The sequence below is a fragment of the Salininema proteolyticum genome, assembly GCF_042685645.1.
Classification (GTDB): Bacteria; Actinomycetota; Actinomycetes; order Mycobacteriales; family Micromonosporaceae; genus Salininema; species Salininema proteolyticum.
The window spans coordinates 71,796-95,296 of record NZ_JBHUNX010000001.1 but is presented as its reverse complement, the minus strand read 5'-3'; the positions used below and the strand labels follow the sequence as shown (position 1 = coordinate 95,296).

Annotated in this window: 24 protein-coding genes and 1 pseudogene; 12 read left to right on the top strand and 13 right to left on the bottom strand. The window is 65.3% G+C overall.

What is annotated here, in order from left to right; translation table 11 throughout:
* Positions 1–45 precede the first annotated feature (45 nt).
* Positions 46–612: a hypothetical protein gene (locus ACFTE1_RS00470; RefSeq protein ID WP_380618681.1), complete on the bottom strand. Its 567-nt coding sequence runs from the start codon at positions 610–612 to the stop codon at positions 46–48.
* Between ACFTE1_RS00470 and ACFTE1_RS00465 the strand changes: the two genes are divergently transcribed.
* Together ACFTE1_RS00465 and ACFTE1_RS00460 are read left to right on the top strand one after the other, a co-directional pair.
* Positions 605–1,855 (top strand): hypothetical protein, encoded by a 1,251-nt coding sequence (locus ACFTE1_RS00465; RefSeq protein WP_380762534.1) that lies wholly within the window; start codon positions 605–607, stop codon positions 1,853–1,855. The genes ACFTE1_RS00470 and ACFTE1_RS00465 overlap by 8 nt on opposite strands.
* A 17-nt stretch (positions 1,856–1,872) precedes the next feature.
* Entirely contained in the window at positions 1,873–2,424 is a 552-nt protein-coding gene (locus tag ACFTE1_RS00460; RefSeq protein ID WP_380618685.1) for a hypothetical protein, read from the top strand.
* A 19-nt stretch (positions 2,425–2,443) separates the two neighbouring features.
* Here ACFTE1_RS00460 and ACFTE1_RS00455 read toward each other — a convergent pair whose 3' ends face one another.
* The 3 genes from ACFTE1_RS00455 to ACFTE1_RS00445 form a co-directional block, all read right to left on the bottom strand.
* On the bottom strand, positions 2,444–5,422 hold the full coding sequence (locus tag ACFTE1_RS00455; protein ID WP_380618687.1) for an AfsR/SARP family transcriptional regulator: 2,979 nt from the start codon (positions 5,420–5,422) through the stop codon (positions 2,444–2,446).
* A 781-nt stretch (positions 5,423–6,203) separates the two neighbouring features.
* Positions 6,204–6,785 (bottom strand): hypothetical protein, encoded by a 582-nt coding sequence (locus ACFTE1_RS00450; protein WP_380618689.1) that lies wholly within the window; start codon positions 6,783–6,785, stop codon positions 6,204–6,206.
* Between the two features lie 7 nt (positions 6,786–6,792).
* On the bottom strand, positions 6,793–7,005 hold the full coding sequence (locus ACFTE1_RS00445) for a hypothetical protein (RefSeq protein WP_380618691.1): 213 nt from the start codon (positions 7,003–7,005) through the stop codon (positions 6,793–6,795).
* Positions 7,006–7,084: 79 nt separating this feature from the next.
* On the opposite strand from ACFTE1_RS00445, the gene ACFTE1_RS00440 reads away from it, so the two are divergent.
* Complete coding sequence (locus ACFTE1_RS00440) at positions 7,085–8,239, top strand: hypothetical protein (protein ID WP_380618693.1); 1,155 nt, start codon at positions 7,085–7,087, stop codon at positions 8,237–8,239.
* A gap of 22 nt (positions 8,240–8,261) precedes the next feature.
* On the opposite strand, the gene ACFTE1_RS00435 is transcribed toward ACFTE1_RS00440, so the two are convergent.
* Positions 8,262–9,197 carry a hypothetical protein gene (locus ACFTE1_RS00435; protein WP_380618695.1) on the bottom strand — a complete coding sequence of 312 codons (936 nt, stop codon included), beginning with the start codon at positions 9,195–9,197 and terminating at the stop codon, positions 8,262–8,264.
* Positions 9,198–9,252: 55 nt separating this feature from the next.
* A complete protein-coding gene (locus tag ACFTE1_RS00430) occupies positions 9,253–9,654 on the bottom strand; it encodes a hypothetical protein (RefSeq protein WP_380618697.1) in 402 nt (133 codons plus the stop codon).
* Positions 9,655–9,815: 161 nt separating this feature from the next.
* Here ACFTE1_RS00430 and ACFTE1_RS00425 point away from each other — a divergent pair, with 161 nt between their 5' ends.
* The 3 genes from ACFTE1_RS00425 (at position 9,816) to ACFTE1_RS00415 (ending at position 11,288) form a co-directional block, all read left to right on the top strand.
* A complete protein-coding gene (locus ACFTE1_RS00425; RefSeq protein WP_380618699.1) occupies positions 9,816–10,295 on the top strand; it encodes a hypothetical protein in 480 nt (159 codons plus the stop codon).
* Positions 10,296–10,519: 224 nt separating this feature from the next.
* Positions 10,520–11,113 carry an N-acetyltransferase gene (locus tag ACFTE1_RS00420; RefSeq protein WP_380618701.1) on the top strand — a complete coding sequence of 198 codons (594 nt, stop codon included), beginning with the start codon at positions 10,520–10,522 and terminating at the stop codon, positions 11,111–11,113.
* Positions 11,114–11,147: 34 nt separating this feature from the next.
* Positions 11,148–11,288 carry a hypothetical protein gene (locus tag ACFTE1_RS00415; RefSeq protein WP_380618703.1) on the top strand — a complete coding sequence of 47 codons (141 nt, stop codon included), beginning with the start codon at positions 11,148–11,150 and terminating at the stop codon, positions 11,286–11,288.
* 217 nt (positions 11,289–11,505) lie between these two features.
* Here the strand turns inward: ACFTE1_RS00415 and ACFTE1_RS00410 are convergent, their stop codons facing one another.
* From ACFTE1_RS00410 to ACFTE1_RS00400, 3 genes are all read right to left on the bottom strand, one after another.
* Positions 11,506–12,168: a DUF998 domain-containing protein gene (locus ACFTE1_RS00410; protein ID WP_380618705.1), complete on the bottom strand. Its 663-nt coding sequence runs from the start codon at positions 12,166–12,168 to the stop codon at positions 11,506–11,508.
* Positions 12,169–12,366: 198 nt separating this feature from the next.
* Complete coding sequence (locus ACFTE1_RS00405; RefSeq protein ID WP_380618707.1) at positions 12,367–12,756, bottom strand: hypothetical protein; 390 nt, start codon at positions 12,754–12,756, stop codon at positions 12,367–12,369.
* Positions 12,757–13,513: 757 nt separating this feature from the next.
* Positions 13,514–14,611, bottom strand: coding sequence for an erythromycin esterase family protein (locus ACFTE1_RS00400; protein ID WP_380618709.1), 1,098 nt, complete (start codon positions 14,609–14,611; stop codon positions 13,514–13,516).
* 125 nt (positions 14,612–14,736) lie between these two features.
* Here ACFTE1_RS00400 and ACFTE1_RS00395 point away from each other — a divergent pair.
* A pseudogene (locus ACFTE1_RS00395) lies at positions 14,737–15,444 on the top strand (TioE family transcriptional regulator); the annotation flags it as partial.
* A gap of 227 nt (positions 15,445–15,671) precedes the next feature.
* Complete coding sequence (locus ACFTE1_RS00390; protein WP_380618711.1) at positions 15,672–16,694, top strand: hypothetical protein; 1,023 nt, start codon at positions 15,672–15,674, stop codon at positions 16,692–16,694.
* Between the two features lie 105 nt (positions 16,695–16,799).
* Here ACFTE1_RS00390 and ACFTE1_RS00385 read toward each other — a convergent pair whose 3' ends face one another.
* Both ACFTE1_RS00385 and ACFTE1_RS00380 read right to left on the bottom strand, forming a co-directional pair.
* A complete protein-coding gene (locus ACFTE1_RS00385; RefSeq protein ID WP_380618713.1) occupies positions 16,800–17,390 on the bottom strand; it encodes a carboxymuconolactone decarboxylase family protein in 591 nt (196 codons plus the stop codon).
* 134 nt (positions 17,391–17,524) lie between these two features.
* Positions 17,525–18,145 (bottom strand): LysE/ArgO family amino acid transporter, encoded by a 621-nt coding sequence (locus tag ACFTE1_RS00380; RefSeq protein ID WP_380618715.1) that lies wholly within the window; start codon positions 18,143–18,145, stop codon positions 17,525–17,527.
* Positions 18,146–18,338: 193 nt separating this feature from the next.
* Between ACFTE1_RS00380 and ACFTE1_RS00375 the strand changes: the two genes are divergently transcribed.
* The 4 genes from ACFTE1_RS00375 to ACFTE1_RS00360 all read left to right on the top strand — a co-directional run bounded on the left by ACFTE1_RS00375 (position 18,339) and on the right by ACFTE1_RS00360 (position 21,909).
* Positions 18,339–19,325 (top strand): fatty acid desaturase, encoded by a 987-nt coding sequence (locus ACFTE1_RS00375; RefSeq protein WP_380618717.1) that lies wholly within the window; start codon positions 18,339–18,341, stop codon positions 19,323–19,325.
* Positions 19,322–20,014: a B3/B4 domain-containing protein gene (locus ACFTE1_RS00370; RefSeq protein ID WP_380618719.1), complete on the top strand. Its 693-nt coding sequence runs from the start codon at positions 19,322–19,324 to the stop codon at positions 20,012–20,014. Before ACFTE1_RS00375 ends, ACFTE1_RS00370 begins: the two co-directional genes overlap by 4 nt.
* A gap of 321 nt (positions 20,015–20,335) precedes the next feature.
* Entirely contained in the window at positions 20,336–21,037 is a 702-nt protein-coding gene (locus tag ACFTE1_RS00365; RefSeq protein ID WP_380618721.1) for a DsbA family protein, read from the top strand.
* Positions 21,037–21,909: a cytochrome c biogenesis CcdA family protein gene (locus ACFTE1_RS00360; RefSeq protein WP_380618723.1), complete on the top strand. Its 873-nt coding sequence runs from the start codon at positions 21,037–21,039 to the stop codon at positions 21,907–21,909. Before ACFTE1_RS00365 ends, ACFTE1_RS00360 begins: the two co-directional genes overlap by 1 nt.
* A 147-nt stretch (positions 21,910–22,056) precedes the next feature.
* Here the strand turns inward: ACFTE1_RS00360 and ACFTE1_RS00355 are convergent, their stop codons facing one another.
* Both ACFTE1_RS00355 and ACFTE1_RS00350 read right to left on the bottom strand, forming a co-directional pair.
* Positions 22,057–22,932, bottom strand: a complete 876-nt coding sequence (locus ACFTE1_RS00355; RefSeq protein WP_380618725.1) for a hypothetical protein — start codon at positions 22,930–22,932, stop codon at positions 22,057–22,059.
* Between the two features lie 122 nt (positions 22,933–23,054).
* The gene (locus tag ACFTE1_RS00350; RefSeq protein WP_380618727.1) at positions 23,055–23,399 is read right to left on the bottom strand and encodes an EthD domain-containing protein; all 345 of its coding nucleotides are present in this window, start codon (positions 23,397–23,399) and stop codon (positions 23,055–23,057) included.
* Positions 23,400–23,501 lie beyond the last annotated feature (102 nt).

Sequence of the window (23,501 nt, the reverse complement as noted above, 5' to 3'; positions counted from 1 at the left end):
AGCGGGGACTCTAACTGGCCACCATTGGGGAGTTTGGCACGTCCACTAACAGACCTTGCCGTTCCCCGGGTTGCCGCATTCCGAAAGCCGGAAATCGACGGCGTCCGAGTCGACATAAGTGTCCGGCTCTTCGCTGTACCAATACATATTCGTGATGGGCACGCCGACGTCCTCGACTTCCGAGGCGTCAAAGTCCTGTATCACGTTGCCCCCGACGCCGACGGCCTGCTCTTCGCCCGGTCCGACCGTGACACGCGTGTTCCTCCACCGCGCCTGTGATCCGGGGATCTGTTCACCGGCCTCGTCCTTGACATCCCACTCGTAACTCACCTGCACGTAGAGATCGGGGTCCGAGTTCTTGAAGATCGCCCCGACTGCGAAGTCGTTTCCCTCGGCGCTGAAACCCGACTCGATGACCGTCACCTCACCGGTCGGTTCGGGGTCTCCATCCGTCGACGAGTCGTCCGCCTCCACGGCGAACTGGGACTTCGGGATGGTCTCGTCTCGCTCGCCCCATTCTATGGCCGCTATGACCATAGTCGCGATGAATACCACAGGAGTGAGGGCGACAAAGACGTCGGCACGTCTCGACCAGGCTGGCATCTTGAGCATGGGGGATTTGCCTTTCCACAGTACGCTGGCACTCGCCTACACCATACCGACCATCCCCCAACTCCCTGAGGTGCGAACAATGACGGCTGCAGACAGCCCGGAAGAACCACCCGCAGCAAAGGCTCCCGCGAACAAGGCGCCGTACGTCGCTTTCGGCGTCGTACTCGCACTGTTCCTGGTCGTCGCCGGCAGCAAGCTCTGGGCCGAGGTCCTACGACCGACCGACGACGGACGGGCCGGAGACTTTGCCGGCGAACTCCTCAACGCCATTGCTGAGGGGCGCAGCGACGACGCGGTGCGCATGGCCGCGGGTGGCTCCGGGCATTCCGCGGACTCGCTGACCCTGCTCGGCAGCACTACCGGCCTCTGGTCAGTGGAGAAGGTCGGCGTCATTCACAGCAGCGGGAAAGGCGACGACTATACGGCCGAAATACGTGCGATGGTAGAGGACGAGAAGACCGGCGACAGACTCACCATCGGATTCACCCTGGATCGATGGACCGAGAATGACGCCGAATTCGGCGACTGGTCGGATACCGGCTGGATGGTCTCGGATCTTCTAGAGCCCTTCCCGAGCCTGCCGGGCCTCGACCGCAGCTTCACGGTGAACGGAATGGATCCACCCGGCGATATGGGACCGTTCTACGTCTTCCCCGGAGTTTTTGCTCTGCAGGACAATCGCTTCGGCCCGCTCCTGGAGTCGGGAGAGGTTCGCGTGCGAATCGGAGACGAGAACGAACCCTCCCCCGATGAGATCGAGACCATCGGATTCGTGGAGAACTCCCCCATCACCGACCTCGAACTCTCGGAGGACGGGCAAAGGGAACTCGACGGCTTCGCACGAGGCCTGCTCGATGAGTGCGTCAGCGAAGGGAGGGGCCGCTTCGAGGACGAGTGCCCCTACGTCGCCCTTAGTTACGATCTCCGGTCCGGGGACGACCAGGTGAATCCAGGGGAGGACCTCTCCATGGAAGTGGTCGACTACCCCGAACTGCAAGGGCATACCGACGATGACGGCCTGGGCATCTATTCGCCGGAGCCCGGACGTATCCGGGTCGAGTTCACGCCCGCGCGCTCCCGTGGCGGTGACCTGCCCGAAGAAGAAGAGATGAGTTTCCTCTGCTCGCTCAACTTCGACAGCTTCAGTCTTCCCTGGGACGAACTCCCGGACGAGGGAAAGGATCTGTCGCAGGCCGGCTGGGAAGTCGGGCCGATCGATTCGACCTGTGTTCCGGAAGCGTGAGGGATGTCGACCACCGTATGAACTCCGAACCCCTGATTCTCCGTCGCCGTTCCCGCGTGGTCATCGGCAGAGTCTTGGTGGGAATATCGACGGCCACAACCATTGTGATCGTGTTCGGCATTGCCGTTGAGATCGTAGGGCGAAGACTTGATCCCAACGATGCGATAGTCGCACTGTCGTTTTCCATTGTCCTGTGTCCATATGGATGGCTCAGCCTAATACACCCCCGGTACGAACTCCACGACGACCATGTAGCAGTGGTCAACACATGGGAAAGTCGTCGTGTCGCCTACAGTCTCATTTCGAGGGCGATCTCCGAAGAGGGAGAACTGGTCGTCGTTCTTCACAGCGGGAAGTCGCTGCGGGGCGCAGCATTCACCCGGTCGAGTTGGCACGCTGCCAACGGCGACCCGATCGCGGAAGAATGCGCGAACGAAATCAACAGGCGGCGAACGGAGTCCGAACCGAACAGCGGAACGTGGGTAGAGCGGCGTGCCGATTGGTGGAATATTGCAATCACGGTCGCCCCTAACAGTGTCGCCATAGTCGCTCTTTCCGTTCTCGGCTGAGGAGGGATGACGTGCCTCCCTAAGACCGTGGGGCAGGACGGCCGTCTCGGAGCCGCTTCTGCTCGGCCAGGACCGCGAGGGCCTCATCCACACGCTTCCGTGCTTCCGGCAGTAGGACGCGCTCCGCCATTTCCTCGTAGAGACTGCATGCCGTACTACCGTGTTCCAAGGCAGCCTCCATGTCACCGGTTCTGGCGAGGATCGTGCAGAGCACCTCCGATCGCCGCGCCCTGTACAGTTTGGAATTCTCAGCACCGTCCGCGCCGTGAGCGTCCGCGTACCATCGGGCCTCGGTGAGATCGCCGGCCTCAGCGGCGAGATCTGCCAGTAGAAACTGGCTTCTCCGCAACACGATGTACACCTCGTGCTGCGAGCCGATGTCATAGGCCTCTTCGGCATCCGACCACGCCCCGGCATGGTCGCCGATCTTGATCCGCAGACGAGCACGGACGGTCAGCGTGCGCCCGCGCCCTTCCACCGTCTCAAAGGGAGTTCGGAACAGCCTGTCGAGCATCTCCCCTCCCTCAGCCGTCTCACCGGTTTCGATCAGCAGCTCCGCAAGCAGTTCCTCCGCAAGCTCTCGTAGGCGCACATTCGACCTGGTCGGCCGAACCGTGCCACCCACGCTTCGCGCCTCCTTCAGGAGTTCCTTCGACCGATCCACATGGGCGCTCCTCCGGTAGGCATTGGCCAGGTAGATCAGCTGGTGGAGAACCAGTTCCCCGTCTCCCAGCCTCCGAGCTGCATCCAGGGACGCCTCCAGCAGTTCGCGGGCAGACTCCGTGTCGCCGGCCTGGCCCATCACCATGCCTTGGCTGCCCAGGATCTCCGCCTGCCAGACGGGGTCGGAGGTCCGGTCGATCAACTCCCTGGCACGCGATATGTTTCGCACCGCTTCCGCCATTTCTCCCCTGACGGCGGAAAGCTTGGACCTCCATTCCCACATCACCGCCTGGCCCGTCAGATCTTCGGCTCTCCGTGCCGCGCTCAACGCGTGCTCGATGACGGGGCGAAGCACCGTCACGTCACGCTGCAACCGCAGGAACTCCCGGGACCTGCCCAGAATCTTCCAAACGGGGAACGACTCAGCATACGACTCCATGACGGCCATAATGTTCCCCACCTCGACCTGCACGTCAAGGTGGCTCTTGTCCCCGTACCACCGGGCCACCGCGCAGGCGACCTCTTCTTTTCTGTCGGAGGGAACCATCGTGTCGGCATTGAGGCGCAGGTGGTCGCGCACCAGGTCATGGAACCGATAGCGCCGGAACCTGTACTGGTCTATCAGGCTCGCCTCCTCGAGAGATTCGAGGACGGACTCCGAGCTCTCAGGCCCCAGAACGGCCCGGATCAACGGCTGGGACAGGTCGGCTCCGGGAATGAGGGCCAGTTCGAGTGCCGACCTCCGTGCATCGGGATCGAGCGCGCGCAGGGTCACGTTGAACGCGTCTTCGACGGACTTGCCCGGGTTCCCGCCGACCCGTAGAAACTCGCGCCCCTGGCCGGACGACAGCTCCTCCGCCGCGGCCTCGATCGCGTCCGCTCCGGTATGTATCAGGTTGGAGGCCATCAGACAGATCGCCAGGGGAAATCCTCCACTCTTGCGGCCCAGTTTCCGCAATGCGGCGTCATCGGCCCTGGCCTCCATCAATCGAGCCAGCATGTCCTGAGCCTGAACCGTTGACAGCGGTCCGACCTTCATCGCTCGGGCGCCTGCGCTGACGTGGAGCGACTGAAGCCGATGCCGACTCGTCACGACGGCCTGCGACAGCCCCGCACCCGGCAGAAGGGGCTCGACCTGCCCCTCCGATCGGGCATTGTCCAAGACGAGCAGAATGGAGCGCTCCGCGAGCTTCGTGCGCAGCAGGTTCGCGGACGCTTCGATGCCCGTGGGAATCACCGACGTGGCGACTCCCAGAGAGTTCAGCATCCGCGAGAGCGCCTCTTGCGGCTCCACGGGACGCTCCCTGCTGAACCCGCGCAGGTCGATGTACATCTGGCCGTCTTCGAACCGCTCGGCGAAGCCTTGCGCGGCCTCCACCGCCAGCGCCGTCTTCCCGATGCCTCCCGGCCCCGAAACGACGACGGGAGGGCCGCCGGGAACCAAAAGGTGCGACAACTTCTCGAGTTCCTCTTCGCGGCCCGTGAAACTCGCGGTCAGCCGAGGCAGCTCCGCCGGCCGGACCTCTCCCCGCGCCGAATGGCCCGTCGCCTTCGCGTCTCCGAATGCGATCGGTTCACGCCGGAGGATCTTGGCGTGCAGGCTTTGCAGTTCGCGCCCCGGATCGAGGCCTGTCTCGGTGGCTACCGAGTTCCGGTAGTCGGTGAAGATTCCAGTGGCGGCGGGGACGTCGTCATTGCAGTAGTGTGCGGTCATGGCCGCGTGGACGGCCTCCACGGAATGTGGGTTCATAGCCAGCAGCTCATCCGCCAGCGGAAGTGCTCGGGCAGTCTGCCCGGTCTCCGCCAGCGCCTCCACGCAGCCGGCCCGGATCGAGACGATCAGGCTGTTGACGCGGACGGTCTCCACGGTGAACACGTCCCCGGAGATGCCCGAAAGCGGCTCACCTCGAATCAGCCCGAGCGCCTGGACATAATGGTCGGCCTCGGCCTCATGCCGCCCTGAGAGGTGGGCCTGCCGGGCCTTCCGACCGAGACGGTCGAGATCCGCGATGTCCGTCGCCACGTGGGGCAAAGACCAGGTGCGCTTGCCCGTCTTCATCGCGGCCGATCCGCATTCGGCCAGTCCGCGCCGCACCCTCCCCGCGAGGTTCTGGACCATTCGATCGGCGGACCGCGGCGGATCGTCCTCCCAAATCGCCTCCCTGACGACGTCGATGCCCACCGGGTGCGGGGATTTCAGCGCCAAGAGCGCCAGAAGCTTCGTCGCCTGCTCGCCACGCACCGGAACCGGCCTCCCATCGCACAGCAACTGGAACGACCCCAGCATGAGCACCCTCAGTCCGCCGTCGCACCGGTTGGTCAGGGAGTTGTCCATATGTATTACTGTAGTCCACCCCGCAAAATCACACCCGTTTCCGCACTTCGCATGACTTCTTCGAATACTTGGACGTGGTCGGACTTCTCGCCCCCTCCCCGCCCCTTCCCGCGCATGCGGCCGACCCAATCGCCTTCGGCATCGACGAACACCGGATGAGCGGTGTTGCCGATGTTCCCCGTGACGTCCTGATAGGACAAGAAAGTCGCTTCGTCGTCGATGAACCGAGCCCGCGCCCAGCCGATGCAGCCTTGCGAGTTGTCTTCCAGCCGCAGTGGTAACGGCGTTCGCTCAAGCAAACTGGCACAGCTGGTTCGGAGACCCCGTGTGGAGGAGTGCGCCGGTGAGATCAACCAGCGACTTCCCGAGGAGTCTGGACTGGCCCCTCCCCGGACGGCCGCCCTCATCGACAAGCCGCCACCGCTAGAAGATGCCGACCGCCACTCTCACCGCCCCGGCAGGTCGAAGGGCCACAGCGACAAGAGCGAATCCAGATCGCCTTCGCCTACCGTTCCCGCGACGGCGTCCTGGCCATATGGGAACAGGAGCCGGCGGCGACACAGACGGAAGCATGGAGCACTGAAACGGTCATGCGCGGCATGCTGGACGAGATCGCCACCGTCGAACCGAAACAATTCGAAGCCGACGACGACTGATTCACCTGCACACTCGATATAGAAGCGCGTTCCGACGCCGGCCTCGACTGATGCGGCCTAACGCCGCCCAGGCGCAGGCGACGGGGGTCGAGGTTCCGCTCAACGACGGCAGGCAGGAGGATGGCTCATCCGAGATGGAACTCTTTGGCCTCGGCCGAAAGGAACTCGTCGGCGAGTTCGTCGGGGACGTGGACTTCGACGTACTGCCAGAACTCCCCCGGCGAAGTCTGACCGGCGAGTGCTATCTGTGCCCCTCCCAAAATGCCGTTTTCGCCCCACCAGACGACGGATCCCGTCAGGGGGAGCCCCGGTTCGACATCAGATCCGGAAAGACGGCATTGGACCTTGCCATGCCCTGGGTTGCCGCACTCCGAAATCTGAAACCCATCGCTATTCAAGTCCGTATAGGTATCCGGCTCTTCGCTGTACCAATCCAAGATGGTGACGGGTACGCCGACGTCCTCGACCTCCGACGCATCGAAGTCGTGTGTCACGTCGCCCCCGATCCCGACGGTCCGCTCTTCGTCCGGCCCGATCGTGATTTGCGTGTACCCCCACTGAGACTGTGATCCGGAGACCCTTTCACCGGCATCGTTTTCCATGTCCCACTCGAAACTGACGAGCGCGTACAGTTCAGGGTCTGAGTTCTGGATGATCGCCCCGGCGGCAAAGCCGTTTTCCTCCGCGCTGAATCCCGACTCGACCACCGTCACTTCATCCCGACTCGACCACCGTCACTTCACCGATCGGTTCGGGGGCTTCACCCGCCGACGAGTCATCCGTGTCAACGGCGAACCGGGACTCCGGGACGGTGTCGTCCCGCTCCTCCCATTCTACTGCTGCTATCACCAGAGTCGCTATGAACACCACAGGAGTGAGGGCGACGTAGACGTCGGCACGTTTCGACCAGGCTGGCATCTTGCGCATGGGGGATTTGCCTTTCCACAGTATGATGGCACTCGGCTACACCATACCGACCATCCCCCAACTCCCCGAGGTGCGAACAATGACCGCTGCCGACATCCCGGAACGACCGCGTGCGGCAAAGTCCCATAAGAGAGAGGCTCCCTATGTCGTCTTCGGTGTCGTACTCGCACTGTTCCTAGTCGTCGCCGGACGTCAGCTCTGGGTCGGCGTCCTTCGACCGACCGACGATGAACAGGCCCGTGACTTCGCCGTCGAACTACTCGAGGCGATAGAGGAGGGACGTGGAAAGGATGCGGTCCGGATGTCGACGGACAGTGCCGAAACCCTCGAAGAGCCGTTCGCGGTCCTCGGCGACTCCACGGGGCTCTGGACAGTGGACAGCGTCGGCATCGTCGGGAGCACCGGCGAGGGCAACGGCTATCAGGCCGACGTGCGCGCACGGGTCGAGGACAATGAGACCAGTGACGTCCTCACCATCGGTTTCACCCTGGAACGATGGTCCGGAGACGACACCGATTCCGGCGACTGGTCGGAAACCGGCTGGGTGGTCTCGGACCTTCTCGAGCCGCTTCCGGACTTGCCGGGCTGGGATAGCCGATTCTCGGTGAACGGTGCCGCACTACAGGGCATCCTGGGACCCCACTATGTGTTCCCCGGCGACATTCCTCTGGAGGACAACCGTTTCACCCCGCTATTCGAGAGCGGGGAGACTCGAGTGCGGCTCGGAGATGAGAACGGACACTCTCCAGGCATCGACACCACAGGACAGGTGGAGAACTCCCCCATCACCGAGCTGACACTATCGGAGGACGGACAGAGTGCGGTCGACGATTTCACACGGGGCCTCCTCGACGACTGCGTCAATGAGGGAAAAGGATACGATGACGATAAATGTCCCTATATACTGAATTACAGTTTTCGCGTCGGCGATGAGAAGATCAGCCTCGGGCGAGACCTTGACTTGGAGGTCGTTGACTATCCAGAGCTCCAGGCCCACACTGCAAGCCAGGGATTGGAGTTCTATGCGCCTGAGCCCGGTCGGATACGCGCTTCGCTCACACCTGTCGAATACTCTGATGGTGCCCTTCAGGAAGGAGACGAGGTGAGCTTCCTCTGCTCTCTCAACTTCGACCGACTTGTCGTCCCATGGGACGAGCTTCCATCGAAGGTGGATTTGTCGGACACGGAATGGGAGCTAAACCATATCCAAACGGTGTGCAAGCCGGAGAAATGAGAAAGGCGCACCACGGCTTCCTCTACGAATCGAGCTCTGTCCGTGCCTCGTCCGCCAGGTTCCGGTAGTACGTCGCGGCGTTGAAGAAGCGGGCCTCCTCGCCGGCGACCATGTCGCGCAGGGTCCCCTCGTAGGCACGATCGAGACGGTCGTCGATGTCGAGGCGTTCCGCGCAGACCGCGTCGGTCATGGCCAGGTCCCTCTGCTTCTCGTCGAACTCCGCGAATTCCATCTCTCCCAGTCGCATGGCCTCTTCCAGAACGAAGACATGGTCGAACGTCTCGACCTCGCTCCACCCTCTCTCACGCATACAGCCGGCCCAGTCGTCCTCGGCTGCGACGAACCCCGGATGAGCGGTATTGCCGATGTTCCCCGTGACGTCCTGATAGGCCTGAAACGTCGCTTCGTCGTCGATGAAACGAGCCCGCGCCCAACCGGTGCAGCCTTGCGCGTTGTCCTCAAGGAACTCGTTCACGACGTCGAGATCGAGACCCGCCTCGGCAACCACCTCGACGTCATCCGCCATATCCCGAAATGCCTCCGGGTCATCGCGGAGGGCCATGGACACCGTGCGCGCCCTTTCGTCCAGAGAGTCGGTCACGGGCTCGGGCTGCTCACTGGCGAGTTGGTAAACGCCGCGGTATCCGATGGATTCCGCCTCTTCCCGAGTGGGACGCCTCGGGTTATACAGGTAGTCCTCAATGCCATCGCGCTGCGGAGGAGGATCGACCACCGGACGATGCTCGTCCTTGACTCCCAACTCCTCCAGGCACTTGTCGGCCAACCGCTTCTCGACGGCCACGAGCTCGGCCAGAGCGTCATGGTTGTCCATATAGTAGCCGTAGAGGGTCTCGGCTGCGATGTTCTCCTGCCTGACCGGCTGATCGGAACATGCGGTCAGCCCGGCCAGAAGGAGGATGAGGGACAGGGGGAATCCGTTCCTGAGGGTGGACGTCATGACGTTACTCCATCGCTGTGTCCCTGGGACTCTCCGAGACCGGGGGAACCTCGGGTCAGTGCCTGACGACACCGCCTTCTCCGGTGCACCCGGTGGCGCACATGCCGTGGTAGGTCGAAACGGTCCACCCCCGCACATCGGTGTCCTCGGCCCGAACGGTGCCCGTGTTGGGGTTGCCGCGGTCCCAGACCCACGGGTCTCCCTTGATCCGCACGGACGCCGTGCAGTCGATGTTGTTGATGCTGAACGTCGACCGGGTCCAGGCGGTCATGAGGATGTCCGATTCGAACCCGACGTGGGAGGACTTGAAGGCGTAATGGCAGTAACCCCCGGAGGAGTAGAACTTGCCCTCGACGCGGTGAGCGTCTGCGGGAGCGGCCCCCAGCGCGAACGTGGCCGCCAGGGCGAAGGTGATCGTAGCGATAAGGACGGGAATCCTTCGGCGTGAAAGGAGCATGGCACGGCCTTTCCGTGAGTGGGACTCATTTGTATGGATCACCGTAGGGCAGTCGAGTAATTGCGTCAACACTCAACCATTGGTCACCCACCCGAGTAAGTCAGCGCGACACGCACTCTCGGAACCCGTGGATCGGACGGACGTGAGCATACGATGTACTCATGAAAGTCCGACACGCACTGGTCACGCCGACAGTAGTCGGCATGGCACTCCTGACCTCCAGCGCCGCAACAGGAACCCCTAACACCGTTCCCATTCCGCCGGCCGAGTTCGACAACGACTGCCTCGGAGGCACCTGGCGACTGGCCGACCACCCCGAACCCGAGACCCGCTGGGACATGGACGAGCACGGGCTGACGGTGCGGCTGATCGATTCCGAACTCCGCGACGGCTGCGGCACCTACCAATACGACGTCACCAACACCTCGGGCGCAGGGCGGTCATTCGACCTGGAATGGCACCTCACCGACGACGCGGACCGTGAACTCGCCGTCTTCACGACCGGATCACGCATGAGCTCAGGCGGCCAGTCCATCACTCAGGTCACCTTCACCGCGACCGACCTGGACGGGCACGCTTCACCTAGTGATGTGTCCATGATCGAGCCCAAAGTAGTACCGCTGAGCGTTTTGACCGATTAGCGACCTGAAGCTTCGGGCGGCATGGCAGATCAAGGCTTGCAGCCTGATCACGGCCTCGGGCCGACCGCCAGTATGGGATCGACCGATGACACGGACGGCCGCCTTCACCTATCGGCAGCCCATGCCGGTCGCCGATAGGAAGGTCACCCGAGGAGCCCAATACCTGGCGTCTCGGTCCGTAAAACGAATTGACTCGCACGTCGCGCGCCACACAGAATGGCCCCATGCCTTTCACGGATCTACAGATCGACATTCCCCAGGGTCTCTCGACGGACGAGTTCGTTCTCCGCCCGATCACAACCGGCGATGCCGAGATGGACTACGAAGCCGTCATGGAGAGCAGGGACTACCTCCGCAAATGGGAGCAGTCGACCTGGCCCGAAGACGACTTCACCGTGGCCGCCAACCTCAAGGACCTGCAAGAACTCGAGCGACGGCACTCGGCCCAGCAGGCATTCACCTACACCGTCGTGGACCCGCCCGGAACGCGGTGCCTCGGCTGCGTGTACTTCATGGCGCCCAACGCGGGCATGTTCACCAAGTCCGAGATCACTCCCGTCAGAAGCGAACAGTGGGAGGACTACGAGGCGATGGTCTACTTCTGGGTTCGCAAGTCCCACCTGGCATCCGGAACCGACCGCGCACTGCTGGACTCACTCCGGCCCTGGATCGACCTGGAATGGAAATTCCAGCGTCGACTCTTCATCACCAATGAGCAGTTCACCCAGCAGGTCGACATGATCGAGCGCGCCGGCCTCCAGCTCCGATTCACGATCAAAGAACCCGACAACCCCGGCACCTACCTCGCGTACGAATAGGCCCACCGGGGCCCTTGCCGGCGACAATGCCGCGATGGTCGTGTCCAGCCTCCGGACCATGGCCTCCAGCGGGGCCGGGGTCGTCGTCGCCACCCATGACGAGTGGGTACGGGACCAGTGCGACGAGGTCGTCACGGTCGACGACTTCGTTCCGGCCGCGACGGTCGACGCGTGACCTGAGAGTACTGGTCGAGCCGGTCGGAGCAGTCCCTGACCACGGTGCCCAGGCCGGCTCGACCAGTTTCGGGGAGTCCGCGCGCTGGTGATTCCCTATCTCCGAGCGGGTGATTCCTTGCCGCAGGCGTACTCGGGCCGCATTTCCGGGTCGAGTTGACAGGTGACCAACGCGTTCACATGTCCGTCCTTCTCCTTGACGCAGGAACGGGGATGGATCATCGCTCGGAGCGCAGGACCTGAAAGGACAGCGCCGAGGCCCAGAGCCAGATGACGGCCCCTCCGGCCAGCATCCAACGGAAGTCGGCGGCCGCGAACGAGACCGCGGTGAGCGCCAGGTAGACCGCCGGCACGATGTAGCAAGTGACCGTCCAGCCGGTCTGGCCCTGCCGGCGGAAGCGGCGGGCGAAGATCAGGCAGGCCGCGAGCAACGTGAGCCCTGCGACGGGGGCGGCGAACCCGTGCAAGAGGCCGTGCCAGCTCAGTTCCGCCGGGGCTCCGTCCGGCGTGCCGACGGGGAACCCGAACGCAGGGTCCGCGACGAACACGCCGCCCCAGATCAGCGCGATTCCGTACAGGCCGACCATTCTCGGTCCCCATTTTGATCCGGGGCCGCCGGCCAAGAACCGTCGGAGACCCACGGCCCCCGCCAGTGCCAGTACGCCGGAGACGATGAAGTTCGCGATATGGATCCATCCGAGGTCACCGAGACTGAGCATGCTTAGCGGGTGAATGACGGGGTCGAATCCTTCGCGGGCGGGGATCTGCGCGATCGTGGCGCCGACGAACAGCGGTCCGGCGACGATGCCGCAGGCGAGCAGACGGTCGGTAAGAGTCTGGTCCGTCGTGGCGACGGGAGTGTCCCTGATGGCGGTGGTCATAAGTCTTGCTCCTTCGGAGGGCGTTCAGTTCCATCCGTGGAGACGAGGCGGCCCTGGAGAACTCATCGCGACGGGGCAGTCGCGGGTTGGCTGCCGTATCCGCCAGAACGCCGTTCTACGGGCTTCTTTGACGGCGGAACCGAAGCTGGGCATGGAAAAGGCCCGGCGGTCTGCGCCGGGCCTGAACGGACTCGTCCGTTAGTTCTCGAGCTCGTCGAGCTCCTTGTCAAGCTCGTCGAGCTCCTTGTCGAGCTCTTCGCAGGTGGTTCCGGTATCGGCTTCGAGGTCGTCGCAAGCCTCGTTGACCGCGCTGGCGAAGACCACCATCCAGAGAATGCAGACGACCAGGGCGATGACGCCGGTGACCAGGCCGGCTATGCCCATTCCCTTGCCGCTGCCCGCCTTGCTGGCCTTGGCGATGCCGATGGCGCTGAAGATGATGGACAGGGGGGCGAGCACCCAGGCGATCAACCCGATGACCGGGATAATGGCGAAGACGATGGCGATGATGCCGAGCACGAGACCGGTGACCGCAAGGCCGTTGCCCTGCTTGACCGGAGGCTGAGGTTGGGGCTGGGGTTGGACCATAGTGGACCACTCCTTTGGAGAAAAGGGGTTCATTCGGGCGGAATCATGATACATGAGCATCAATCGCGGCCATAGGCCAGTGCGCTCCACTTGGGAAAATCATCCACCGCTTCACTTGTGGCCATTGCTTTCAGGCAAAACGCCAATTCAATCAGCGTGCTTAAGCTATGATCCCCTCAGGGACGACAGGCGACGAGAATGACGACCCCAAGCACTCATCGCCCTTTGAACTTGTCCCACTTCCCAATTCATACCTATTATCCATCAGTGAATCTTTCAATTGTTGCATTGAATCCCGATGATGCAAAGAGAGGCGGAGGCTCCCGGAAATCCAACCCGGACGGATCCGACGACGCCCGCGATTCTCGCGAATAGAACGGCTCCCTCCGAACCCGTTGGCTGCCCGCGAGTCCCGTGTCCGAGGGCAGTACCTCATTCAGTCATTTCCCCAGCTCGAGCGCTATTTTCAACATATCCACAGCTTTTCCACAACATCGACCGGTCATGCTCGTGGCACGAACGGAACACCACCTCCGTGCCGGAGCATCTGCGACGGCCGGACACTCGACGCGCCCGCTTCGGCACGGCGAAGTCCGCGGTAGCCACCTCACTTTCCGCGGACTGCCGGTTCACCACCGATCGGTCCGGAACCCAGCACCGGAACCGATGCGTCGAGTGCTCCGCCCGCAACGCCTCAGGTTGGGCCGATAGGCCGATCGCGGGACGCTCAGCCCCTCACCCCCCGGCCGTCCAGAGTCTAAGCAGGACTGCCAGTTCGCTTTCTGACGTGCAGGACTGCATCGGCTCCATCGATGACCGCCTCGTCGAGCGAATAGTAGTCCTTCGCCGACGCCGCATCGGTCGGCTCGACGGTCGGATCGACCGCATCGGCCGCAGCGAGCCTCCACGACGATGCCCGGTCCGGACCCGGTTCTGATGAAGCATCCGGAACAGTCCCCTCAGTGAAGAGCCCGTCGCCGGGGCCCATGCAGCTGGGGATGAAGGCGAACCGCTCCCCCAGCAATGAGGCGACGATGGAGCCAGTGCCGAACCAGGCGAGATCCATGCCCGCCATTCTCATACGGCTCTGACCCCGCTGCAGGTGGATATTGTGGGCGAAAACCAGCGAGGGACCTCGGCCGGACTCGACATCGCGGATGTCGAGCAGATTGCGGGCCATGAGCACGTCCCGGACACCGGACAGACGCGACCACCTTGCGCCGTCTTCGATGTGCTGCGCGGCCTGCCGGTGATAGCGCAGTAGTCCCAGGGCGGAGGTCGCGTGAATCTCGGCCCGCCGCCATGTGGAGAGCGACGATCCCGCTATGAGAGCGGGCGCTTGGGCGTACAGCGCCGTGAGCATGTCATCGGCGATGGCGCGCAGACTCATAGCCTCTGCGGTCTCTCCGGGCGACTCGGCCGGGTCCGACACGGCCTCCGTACGGCTCCACCGCTCGTCGTCACCTGCCAGGCTCGCTATGTCGTCGTCGCGCCCCAGGTAGTCCCGCACGTATTCGAGGTCGCTCCTGGGGCTGGCGGCCGTGAACTCCAGCGGCGCGTCCATCCCGTGAAACGCCAGGCGGTCCTCTGGAGGGCGGCCGACGTTGTACTCGCGCATCCAGGAGACCAGGTCCCGGTTGGCTTCGAGAGCGCCGAACCAGTGCGAGAAGCCGTCGCGCATGGCCGAATCGAGGGATCCAACACCGTCCTGGACGAAGTCGTCCACGACGAGAGCGGCCACGCGGTCGGACTCGAGCACGATCGACCGGAAACCGCACTCGACCAGCCGAGCGAACACCTCGTTGCGGGCATGCCCGAAGGCCGGCTCATGATGCGCCGGCTCCCCGAGCGCCACCAGATCGTGCGAACCATGGACGAAGTCTCGAATATCCTGTGTCAGGGCCTCAAATATATCGTTGAAACCTCGGTTGAGACTTTTCAGACTTCATACTGCTATTCAATGCGGTAAAGTCTCAATCGATGGATAAACTCCGACCGACGGATCTCGCGCGGGAGCACGGCCTCTCGACCCAGGCGGTCCGCAACTACGAACGCGACGGGTTCCTGCCGCCCGCCGAACGGACGAAGAGCGGCTACCGCGTCTACACCGAGGCTCACGCGGCGGCGCTCCGGACGTTTCTCGCCCTGGTCCGCGCCTACGGCCACGCCACCGGCGGCGAGATCATGCACGCACTCGGCGACGGCGACATCGACGACGCCCTGATGATCATCGACCGGGGACACGAGCAGCTCATGCGCGACCGGAGCACGCTGGACTCGGTGCGGACGACGATCGACAGTCTGGCGGCTGAAACGGGACACGGACCGGATCGGCCTGCGCCCGACGCGCCCTACACCATCGGGGAACTGGCGCACCGCATCCGGGTCACTCCGGCGACGCTTCGCAACTGGGAGGAGTTCGGAATCCTCACCCCCGGAAGGGACAGGCCCACAGGCTACCGCCTCTTCAGGGCCGCCGACGTCCGCGACGCCGAACTCGCCCACCTGCTCCGTCGCGGCGGCTATCCGCTGGAGCACATAGCCGAGGTGGTCCGGCAAGTCAGGGGCGCCGGCGGAGCCGAGGCACTGGCACCGCTGCTGGAGGACTGGCGGCGGAAATTGACCTCGAGGGGAGTGGCCATGCTCGACGCCGCCGCGCAGTTGAGTCGGTATCTGAAGACGGTCGACACCTCGACGATCGACCGGAGTTTAATAGGTCAACAGTGGACTGTAGGCGTCGGACAGGACACCGCGAACCGGGGACCTCCGGGTACGGAGGTGATCGCGGTTTGCGCCAGGCCCGACGCGGTTGGGCGAGAACGCCGACGGCAGGACCCGCACGATGGGCGTCCCCGTCGGAGGCAGGCGGTACGATCGTGATCACCCTCTGGAAGACGCACCGCCCCAGGAGCCGCATGGACGATCCCCGTGAACGGAAGAACCTCCGCGAACCGGTCCTCGTCCTCGCGAGCGCCCTCTGCTTCGGCACCGTCGTGGCCTTGCACCTGTACGCGTACCTCTCCGGTCGTGGCGCCTTCCCGGAACTCCTCGCCGCCGTCCTCATCGTCCTCGGCATGGCCTTCCCGGTCCTGTGGGTCGTTCGGCGCGTGCGGGATCTGAGCGCGGGAAGCGATGCGACCCCGAGCAGAGATCCGAAGGCGCGGTGGAAGTACGCGACGAAGGTCGGCCGTGTCGGCCAGTTCCTCCTGATCCTCGCCAACATGGCCGGTGTCGCGCTGGTGGCGGGGACGATGGGCGACGATCCGCGCTGGCGGGCGTTCACGGACGGGACGCCGACGAGCGAGAGGATCGCGATCGAGTCGATCGAGAGCGTCGAGGAAAAGCAGCGCGGCGACATGGGGCCGACCTACACCGTCGATTTCACCGGCACCGTGGAGACGTCCGCCGGGCCCCGGCGCGTCGAGTCGTCGGTGTCGTTGGAGAGCGATCCGCGCGAGTGTCCCGAATGCGTCGAGTTGTGGGCGATCTTCAATGACGAGGACTTCGAAGCCGGCTTCGTCCTCGCGCGGAGCCCCTCGGAGGCCGCCGTCGCGGCCAGGTGGCCGCTCCACCCTGTTGTGGGGCTGGGCTTCTATCTCTTCTCTCTGATCACGGCCCTCATCGTGTGGATGACTGAGCCAGCCGACCACCGGGCCAAGATGGGCCTCTTCCCCAAGACGACGCGAGCGCAGCGGGTCCGTGCCGCCGCAAGGGAACCCCGTTGGGCGCTGCGGGTCGGATCGATTCCGGCGGCGCTGGTGGTCGTGTACCTGCTCTGCCTCGATCGCCGGATCCCCGACGAGTTCATCCGCTCCGGCGAGGTTTGGGGAGCGAACACATTCGGCACCGCGATCTACGGAGTCGGCATGGTGGCCGGTATCAGTGTTCTCGGCGCGATGTTGAGGGCGCGCGCGAAACAGCTCGCGGCGGTGGACTGACCGGCGGTCGCCGCCGTGAGGCGGGTCGGCGCCCGATCGGACGCGGGTCAGTTCGCCGCTATGACGGCGAACGGCGGTCCGCACCGTCCGATGCGGGGCCGGTGTTCAACTCTCGGTGTCCACGCGGCTCGGTTCCGCCAAAGGCTCCAGGCCGCAGGCCTCGGCGTAACCCTCGCCCTCGATGCCGAGGGCGACATTGGTGCGGGCGGACATGTTCGCGAACGAGACGAACGCTGTGAGCTCGATCAGCGCGGGCGCCCCGAGCCGGTCGAGCAGTCGGGCGGACAGCTCGTCGGTGACGGCGGGCGGCGTCCGCGTCATGGCCTCCGCGTACTCCAGGACGTCGCGTTCCAGCGGCGTGAAGGCGTCGGACTCGCGCCACCGGGGCACCTGCCGCGCCTTGGCCAGGTCGAGGCCCTCGTTGCGGGCCTGGAAATAGCCGTAGTCGAGGCAGAACGAGCAGCCGATCAGGCTCGCCGCCGCCAAGTGGGCATAGGACTTCAGGTCGAGGTCGCACGCGTCCCACTTCTTGGCCCTCTGCCCCATGGACATGCTGGACTTGAGCACGCCCTGGTGATGCCACATGACCTCGAGCGCCTCGGGCACGGAGCCCAGGGTCTTCTTGCTGAACCTCTTCACCATCGCGCCGAAGACGCCGGTGATCTCGGCTTTCGGGACTCGGATACCATCGCTCATGGCTCCTCCTCAGTGCGGTCTCACCATGAAGACCCCGCAGGGCCGCGAAACCTGACAGTGGCATCGCCGTAGCAGGTCAGAAGCCCTATCGTGGGCCTCGGTAGGGCGGTACGCGCCGCGTCCCGGGGCCGGGGTCAGGCGAGCGACTTGCCCAGTTCGAACAGCAGCAGGCCGGCGAAGAAGAGCATGATCAGCCCCGACACGCGGTCGAACCAGAGGCGCCGGCGGGGAGTGAGGAACTGGCGCAGCATGGCCGCGCCGACGGCGAGGACCAGGAACCACACCCAGGAGGCCGTCACCGCGCCGAAGGTGAACGCCATCCGGTCGGCCATCTGCTGCGCGGCGATGGTCGCCCCGATGATGACGACGGTGTCCAGAATGGCGTGCGGGTTGAACAGCGACACCGAGGCGGTCTTGAAGAGGACGCCCCGAACGGAGACCACGTCCGGGTCGGCCGCCTCCTCCTCGTCCTTCACCTTGGCGCGCAGCGAACTCACCCCGAGATAGATCAGCAGGCCCGCGCCTCCCACCAGGAGGATCTCGCGCAGGCCGGGGACGCTGGAGATGAGCACCCCGGCGCCGACCGCGCCGAGGACGATCAGGATCGTGTCGCAGACTCCGGCGGCGACGACGGCCCACAACGCTCGCGGCATGCCGGCGGTGAGCCCTTGGGAGAAGATGAAGACGTTCTGCGCGCCGATGGGGATGATGAGGCCGAAACCGAGCAGCAGCCCGGTGAAGTACGTGGCTGTCACGTTGGGAACAGTACCGGAAGTCCGACCGCAACTCAATACGGACGGCGCCCCTGCCGCGAACCGTCCCGGCGTCCATGACGCGGGTCACGATGATGTTGTGCCACAAGGCCTTCGAACCTAGACTGAGCCGCTCAAGGCCGTACATATCCCCATGACTTCCCGAATACACCCACTATTCGCACGGAGATCGCACATGACCACCGCCATCGCTCCGGCGGCCTCGGGATACGCCCCCGCGCCGCTGCGCCGCGGATACCAGCCGCCGGCCGGCATCCGACCCCGCCTCAAAGAACTGCACCGATCCAACACCCTCCGCACCATCGCGACCGCCCTGGCCGACCACGCCCTCATCGCGGGGAGCATCGCCGCCACGGCCGTGACCGCCACGCTGTCCATCCCGGCAGCCGTCGCCGCGGCCCTCGCCGCCGTGCTCATCTCAGCACGCAGCCTCCGGGGACTGGAGAACCTCCTCCACGAGGCCAGCCATTTCAACTGGGCGAACGGGAGCAAGGCCCGCAACGACAGGCCCGCGCTCCTCCTCGCCGCCGTCCCGGCCGGATCGCCGATCACCGGCTACCGCGAGTCCCACTACCGGCACCACCAGCGCTTCGGCACGGAGAACGACCCCGACCGCCGACGCTACCTCGAACTCGACCTCGACCACCTCGACCGCTCCAGCACGACCGCCTTCCTGCGCGGCGCGCTGCGCAGGTTCCCCGCCTACCAGGCCGGGTGGATCGCGTCCACCGGAGCGCACCTCCCGGCGCTCGGCGGGCTGCTCCTGTACGTCGGCGCGCTGCTCGGCCTCGGATACGCGCTCGCGGGTGCCGTGGGCGCCGCGAGCGCGGGCGTCGTCCTGGCCGCCGTCTACCTCGTCGCGCTGCCGCTCATCCGCTTCACGGCGGAGGCCTCCGAGCACGTCTATCCGGGGGCGGAGTCCGTCTTCGACGCCACCGTTTCGAACCTGGGGCCGTTCCAGCGCCTGGTCCTCCATCCGCATGGCGACGGGTATCATACGGTGCACCACATGTGGCCCTCCATCCCGCATTTCAACACCGCGCGGGCCCACCGGCTCCTCATGGAGGCCGACCCCGACGGCTACGGAGCGCGGTTGAGGGTCCGTCACCGAGTCCTGGACAACCCTGTGCCGCACACCGGCACGGCAAAGGAGAACCTGTGAAGATCACCCTCGACCCGGCGGTCGCCGCCCGGTTTCCCGAGGCCCGCATCGCCGTTCTGACCGCTTCGGGCGTGGACTCGACCGTCCCGTGGCCGGGTCTGGACAAGGCCGTCGCTGCGATGGAGGACTCCCTCGCGGACGAGTCCTGGACGCCCTATTCGGAGCAGGACGCGCCGATCGCCTCTTGGCACGAGGCGTACCGGGAGTTCGGTGTCAATCCGAGGCGGTTGCGCCCCAGTGTGGACGCGTTGAGCCGGAGGCTCGCCAAGTCGGGGCGGCTGCCGCGCGTCCACCCTGCCGTGGACGCCTATAACCTGGCGTCCGTCGCCTCCGGGTGCCCCGCTGGAGCGTTCGACCTCAAGGCGCTGGGCGATGCCGAGGTGTCCGTCCGCTTCGCCGCGGGGACGGAGTCGTTCACGCCGCTCGGGGAGCCGGAGAAGGCCGAGAACCCCAAGCCCGGCGAGGCCGTCTACGCCTCCGGGGAGCAGGTTCTGACGCGCGCGTGGAACCACCGCGACTGCGATCGGACGAAGGTGACCGAGAACTCGACCGATGTCGTGTTCCTCTTGGAGAGGATCAGCGCCTCGGCCGTCGACGACGCCGCGCTGAGCCGGGCCGCCGAGGGGCTGGCCGACTCGCTGCGGGAGAACGGCGCGACGGTGCGGTTGGATTTCGTCTCCGCGACGTGACCGGAACGGGCGTCGGGGCCGGGTCCTCGGCGCCCGTGTACTCGTAAGCGGGACAATGGATCTCCCTCGGGTACGTGACTGATCACTCTAGTTGCGGGCTGCCGTCCGCGCCGGTCTCGACGTTATACTATCTTTAATAGTATTTGATCGGGGTCGGCCCGCCGTCCGCGCCTCGGTCATCTGACCTCTGTGCCGGGCCCGCGCTCCGCTGTCGCGGCCCGGGGAGCACGGCTCGCCCGCCGAGTCGGACGCGGCCCGTTCGCGGCTGCACCATCCTCCGTAGGCGAGAAGTGTCAGATCGATCACTGAAAGAAGAGGTGTATGGGCGCCAAATCTCGCCGTTCCCGGCGGAAACCCTGGATACCGCTCGCGGCCGGCATCGCCGTGCTGGCCGTTCTCGTGGCCGTCATCGTCAATCGCGGAAACGGGGAGGACGAGACCGACTCCGCCTCGGAGACCTCCGAGGAGAACCCCTACGCGGACCTCGGCGAGGAGCTGTCGCGCCGGGAGGCCGACGACCCCCAGGCGCTGGGAGAGAAGGACGCCCCCGTCGTCCTCATCGCCTACTCCGACTACAACTGCCCCTACTGCGGCCGCTGGTCGCGGGAGACCAAGCCGGAGCTGATGCCGTACGTCGACTCGGGCGACCTGCGCATCGAGTGGCGCGAGTTCCCCTACCTGGGCGACGACTCCACGAAACTCGCCCACGCCGCGTTCGCCGCCGGCGAGCAGGGCCGGTTCTGGGAGTTCCACAACGCCTACTACGAACTGGGAGAGAAGTACACCGGTTCGGAGCTCGACGAGGTCATCTCGGACATCGTCGGGGACCTCGGCCTGGACCGCGAGCGGTTCGACGAGGACCGCGCCGGCGACGACATCGCAGCGGCCGTCGAGGCGGACTTCCAGGAGGGCCTGGGCATCGGCGTCAACGCCACTCCCACCTTCCTGGTCAACGGGCAGCCCATCCTCGGCGCCCAGCCCACTCAGACGTTCGTAGACACTATTGAGAAGGCCATTCCCTGATGGGCGACATAGGATTCGCGGCGGCCTTCGTCGGAGGGGTCCTGGCGCTGCTGAGCCCGTGCAGCGCCCTGCTGGTGCCCTCCTTCTTCGGCTACGCCTTCACCAGTTCGCGCAAGCTCCTGGGCCGCACCGTGGTCTTCTACCTGGGGCTGTGCCTGACGCTCGTTCCGCTCGGCGCGGGAGCCGCCGCGGTCAGCCGGCTCTTCTACGGCCACCGCGGACTGCTCATCGCCATCGCGGGGTGGACGCTCATCACGCTCGGCGTGCTCCAGATCGCGGGGAAGGGCTTCGCGCCGGGGTTCGCGCAGAGGCTCCAGGCCCGCTTCGGCGGGCGCACCGGCGGGGCCTCGGTCTTCGCGCTCGGAAGCGTCTACGGGTTCGCCGGCTTCTGCTCCGGGCCGATCCTCGGGGCCGTCCTGACCTTGGCGGCAACCGGTAGCTCCGCTCGGGGCGGGGCGCTGCTCGCCGTCTACGCGCTGGGCATGGCCCTGCCGCTGTTCGTCCTCGCGGCCCTGTGGGACAGGTTCGACCTGGGCAGCCGCGGATGGCTGCGCGGGCGCAACCTCAGCCTGGGCCGGTTCCACGTCCACAGCAACAGCCTCATCTCGGGGCTCATGTTCATCGCGATCGGCGTGCTGTTCCTCGTCTTCGACGGGACGGCCTCCCTGTTCAACGGGGAGGGCTTCACCAAGTTCTCCTTCCAGGTCCAGCAGTGGGTGGGAGCGCTCGGCGCGGACGACGCGGACATCGTCCTGCTCGGGACCGCGGGCGTCGCGCTGACGGCCTGGGGCCTGTACCGCTGGAAGAAGGGCGGGGGCGAAGTCGAGGAGATCGAGGAGGACGAGCCCGTGTCGTCGTCCGAAGGGCGATGAGCCCACGATGAGAGACCTCGTCGGCCGATCACGGCGGCATTCCGGCAGCCGCCCCGTCGGATCGGCCGGCGACGGCGGCCGGGGGGCTCCCGAGAAGGAGGCCCCCGGCCGTTTCCTATGCCGCGGCCGTTGTCTTGTACTGCCGCGCTATGCGATCCGTCCGTAGGCGCGCAGGGTCGCCAGGCGTGCGAGCGTCAAGTGGCCGCCCCATTCATGGGCCACGACCGGCGTCCACATGGCGAAGTTCGGAGCCCAGCCGCCGTCGTCGTTCTGGGTCGCGATCAGGTGGTCCAGTTGCCGGTCGATGTCGGAGTCGGCGAACAGGCCGCGTGCCAGGGCGTCCGGGTTCGGCGCGAAATCGAGCGGCGAGTGGACGTGCCCCGGCGTCTCCGGGTCGAATGCCACCGTGGCCAGCAGGGAGTCCGACAGCCTCTCCAGCTCCGTTTCGGCGCGGTCCCGGTCCGGTACGCCTTCGAGGAAGGCGAGAACGGCCAGCGCGTCGTAGGCTCCGAGCTCGCCGGTCTTCGACAAGTGGTCCCAGCAGTACGCGGTCGCTCGGGCCACCCACGGATGCTCCACGCCGTGCAGGTGCAGGAGCCCGAGGATCAGCCCCGTCGCGATGATCGAGGACGGGGCCGGATCGCCCTCGGGCTGCCACCACGGCGCGCGTTCGGAGTCCCGCACGCTCGGCAGAACCCACGGGACGCCGCCGTCGGGGTTGCTCGTCGCTTCGAGCCAGTCGCACGCGTCGGCGACGCACGGATCGTCGAACGCGTCGATCTCGTCGAGGACCTGGAACGCTGCCCAGGCCGGCACCGGTTGGCTCGCGGACCCCCGCAGATCGGGCTCTATGGCGTTGCCGAAACCTCCGTCCGGGTTCTGGTATCCGTGCAGGACTTCGAGGATCGGCCGGGAGGGGCCGCCGTGGAAGAGCCGTGCGAATCGCAGCCGGTCGATGAGGCGCGCGTTCAGGGCCAGGTAGCGTTCGGCCCTGTCGAAGGCGGACCGGTGCAGAGTCTTCATGGGCGGATCCCTCTGGTCGGCATGTGCACGGGTCCGCCAACTTACCAGCCGGAGGGGCCGGGGTCATGGTCCGAAGCCGGGAAACCGCGGCGGCCACGGCTCCGGCGTCGAGCCGGTGGGGCTCAGCCGAAGATCGGGCTCTCTTCCGCGTAGAGGAAGCGGGTCTTCGTGCGGTCGATGAAGTTCTCCTCGTCGGGTGCCACGAGAGTGTTGTAGGTGTCGGACGTGAACCAGCCGGCGGCGTCGGCGATGTCGTCGACCCAGACTTCGGCGACGCCGTCGTAAGGGGCGGTGGCCACTCCGGGAATCTCGTCGCCGGTGGGCAAAAGCTGGATGTAGCGGCGGACCGGGACCTCTCCGCCGGGAAGGCCGGCGATGAGCGGGGTGTGCTTGTTCGTCCAGTAGTCCACGAACTCTTCGTGGGTGAGGTCCGCACGCCGGGTCAGGAAGATGCTGAGTTTGATCATGACGGCTCCTTTGTCATCGAATGTGACTTGCTTAGGCAACTCATAGCCTAGTCGGGTTTCACTTGCCTAGGCAAGTGAAAACACTTGCCTAGGCAAGTGCAA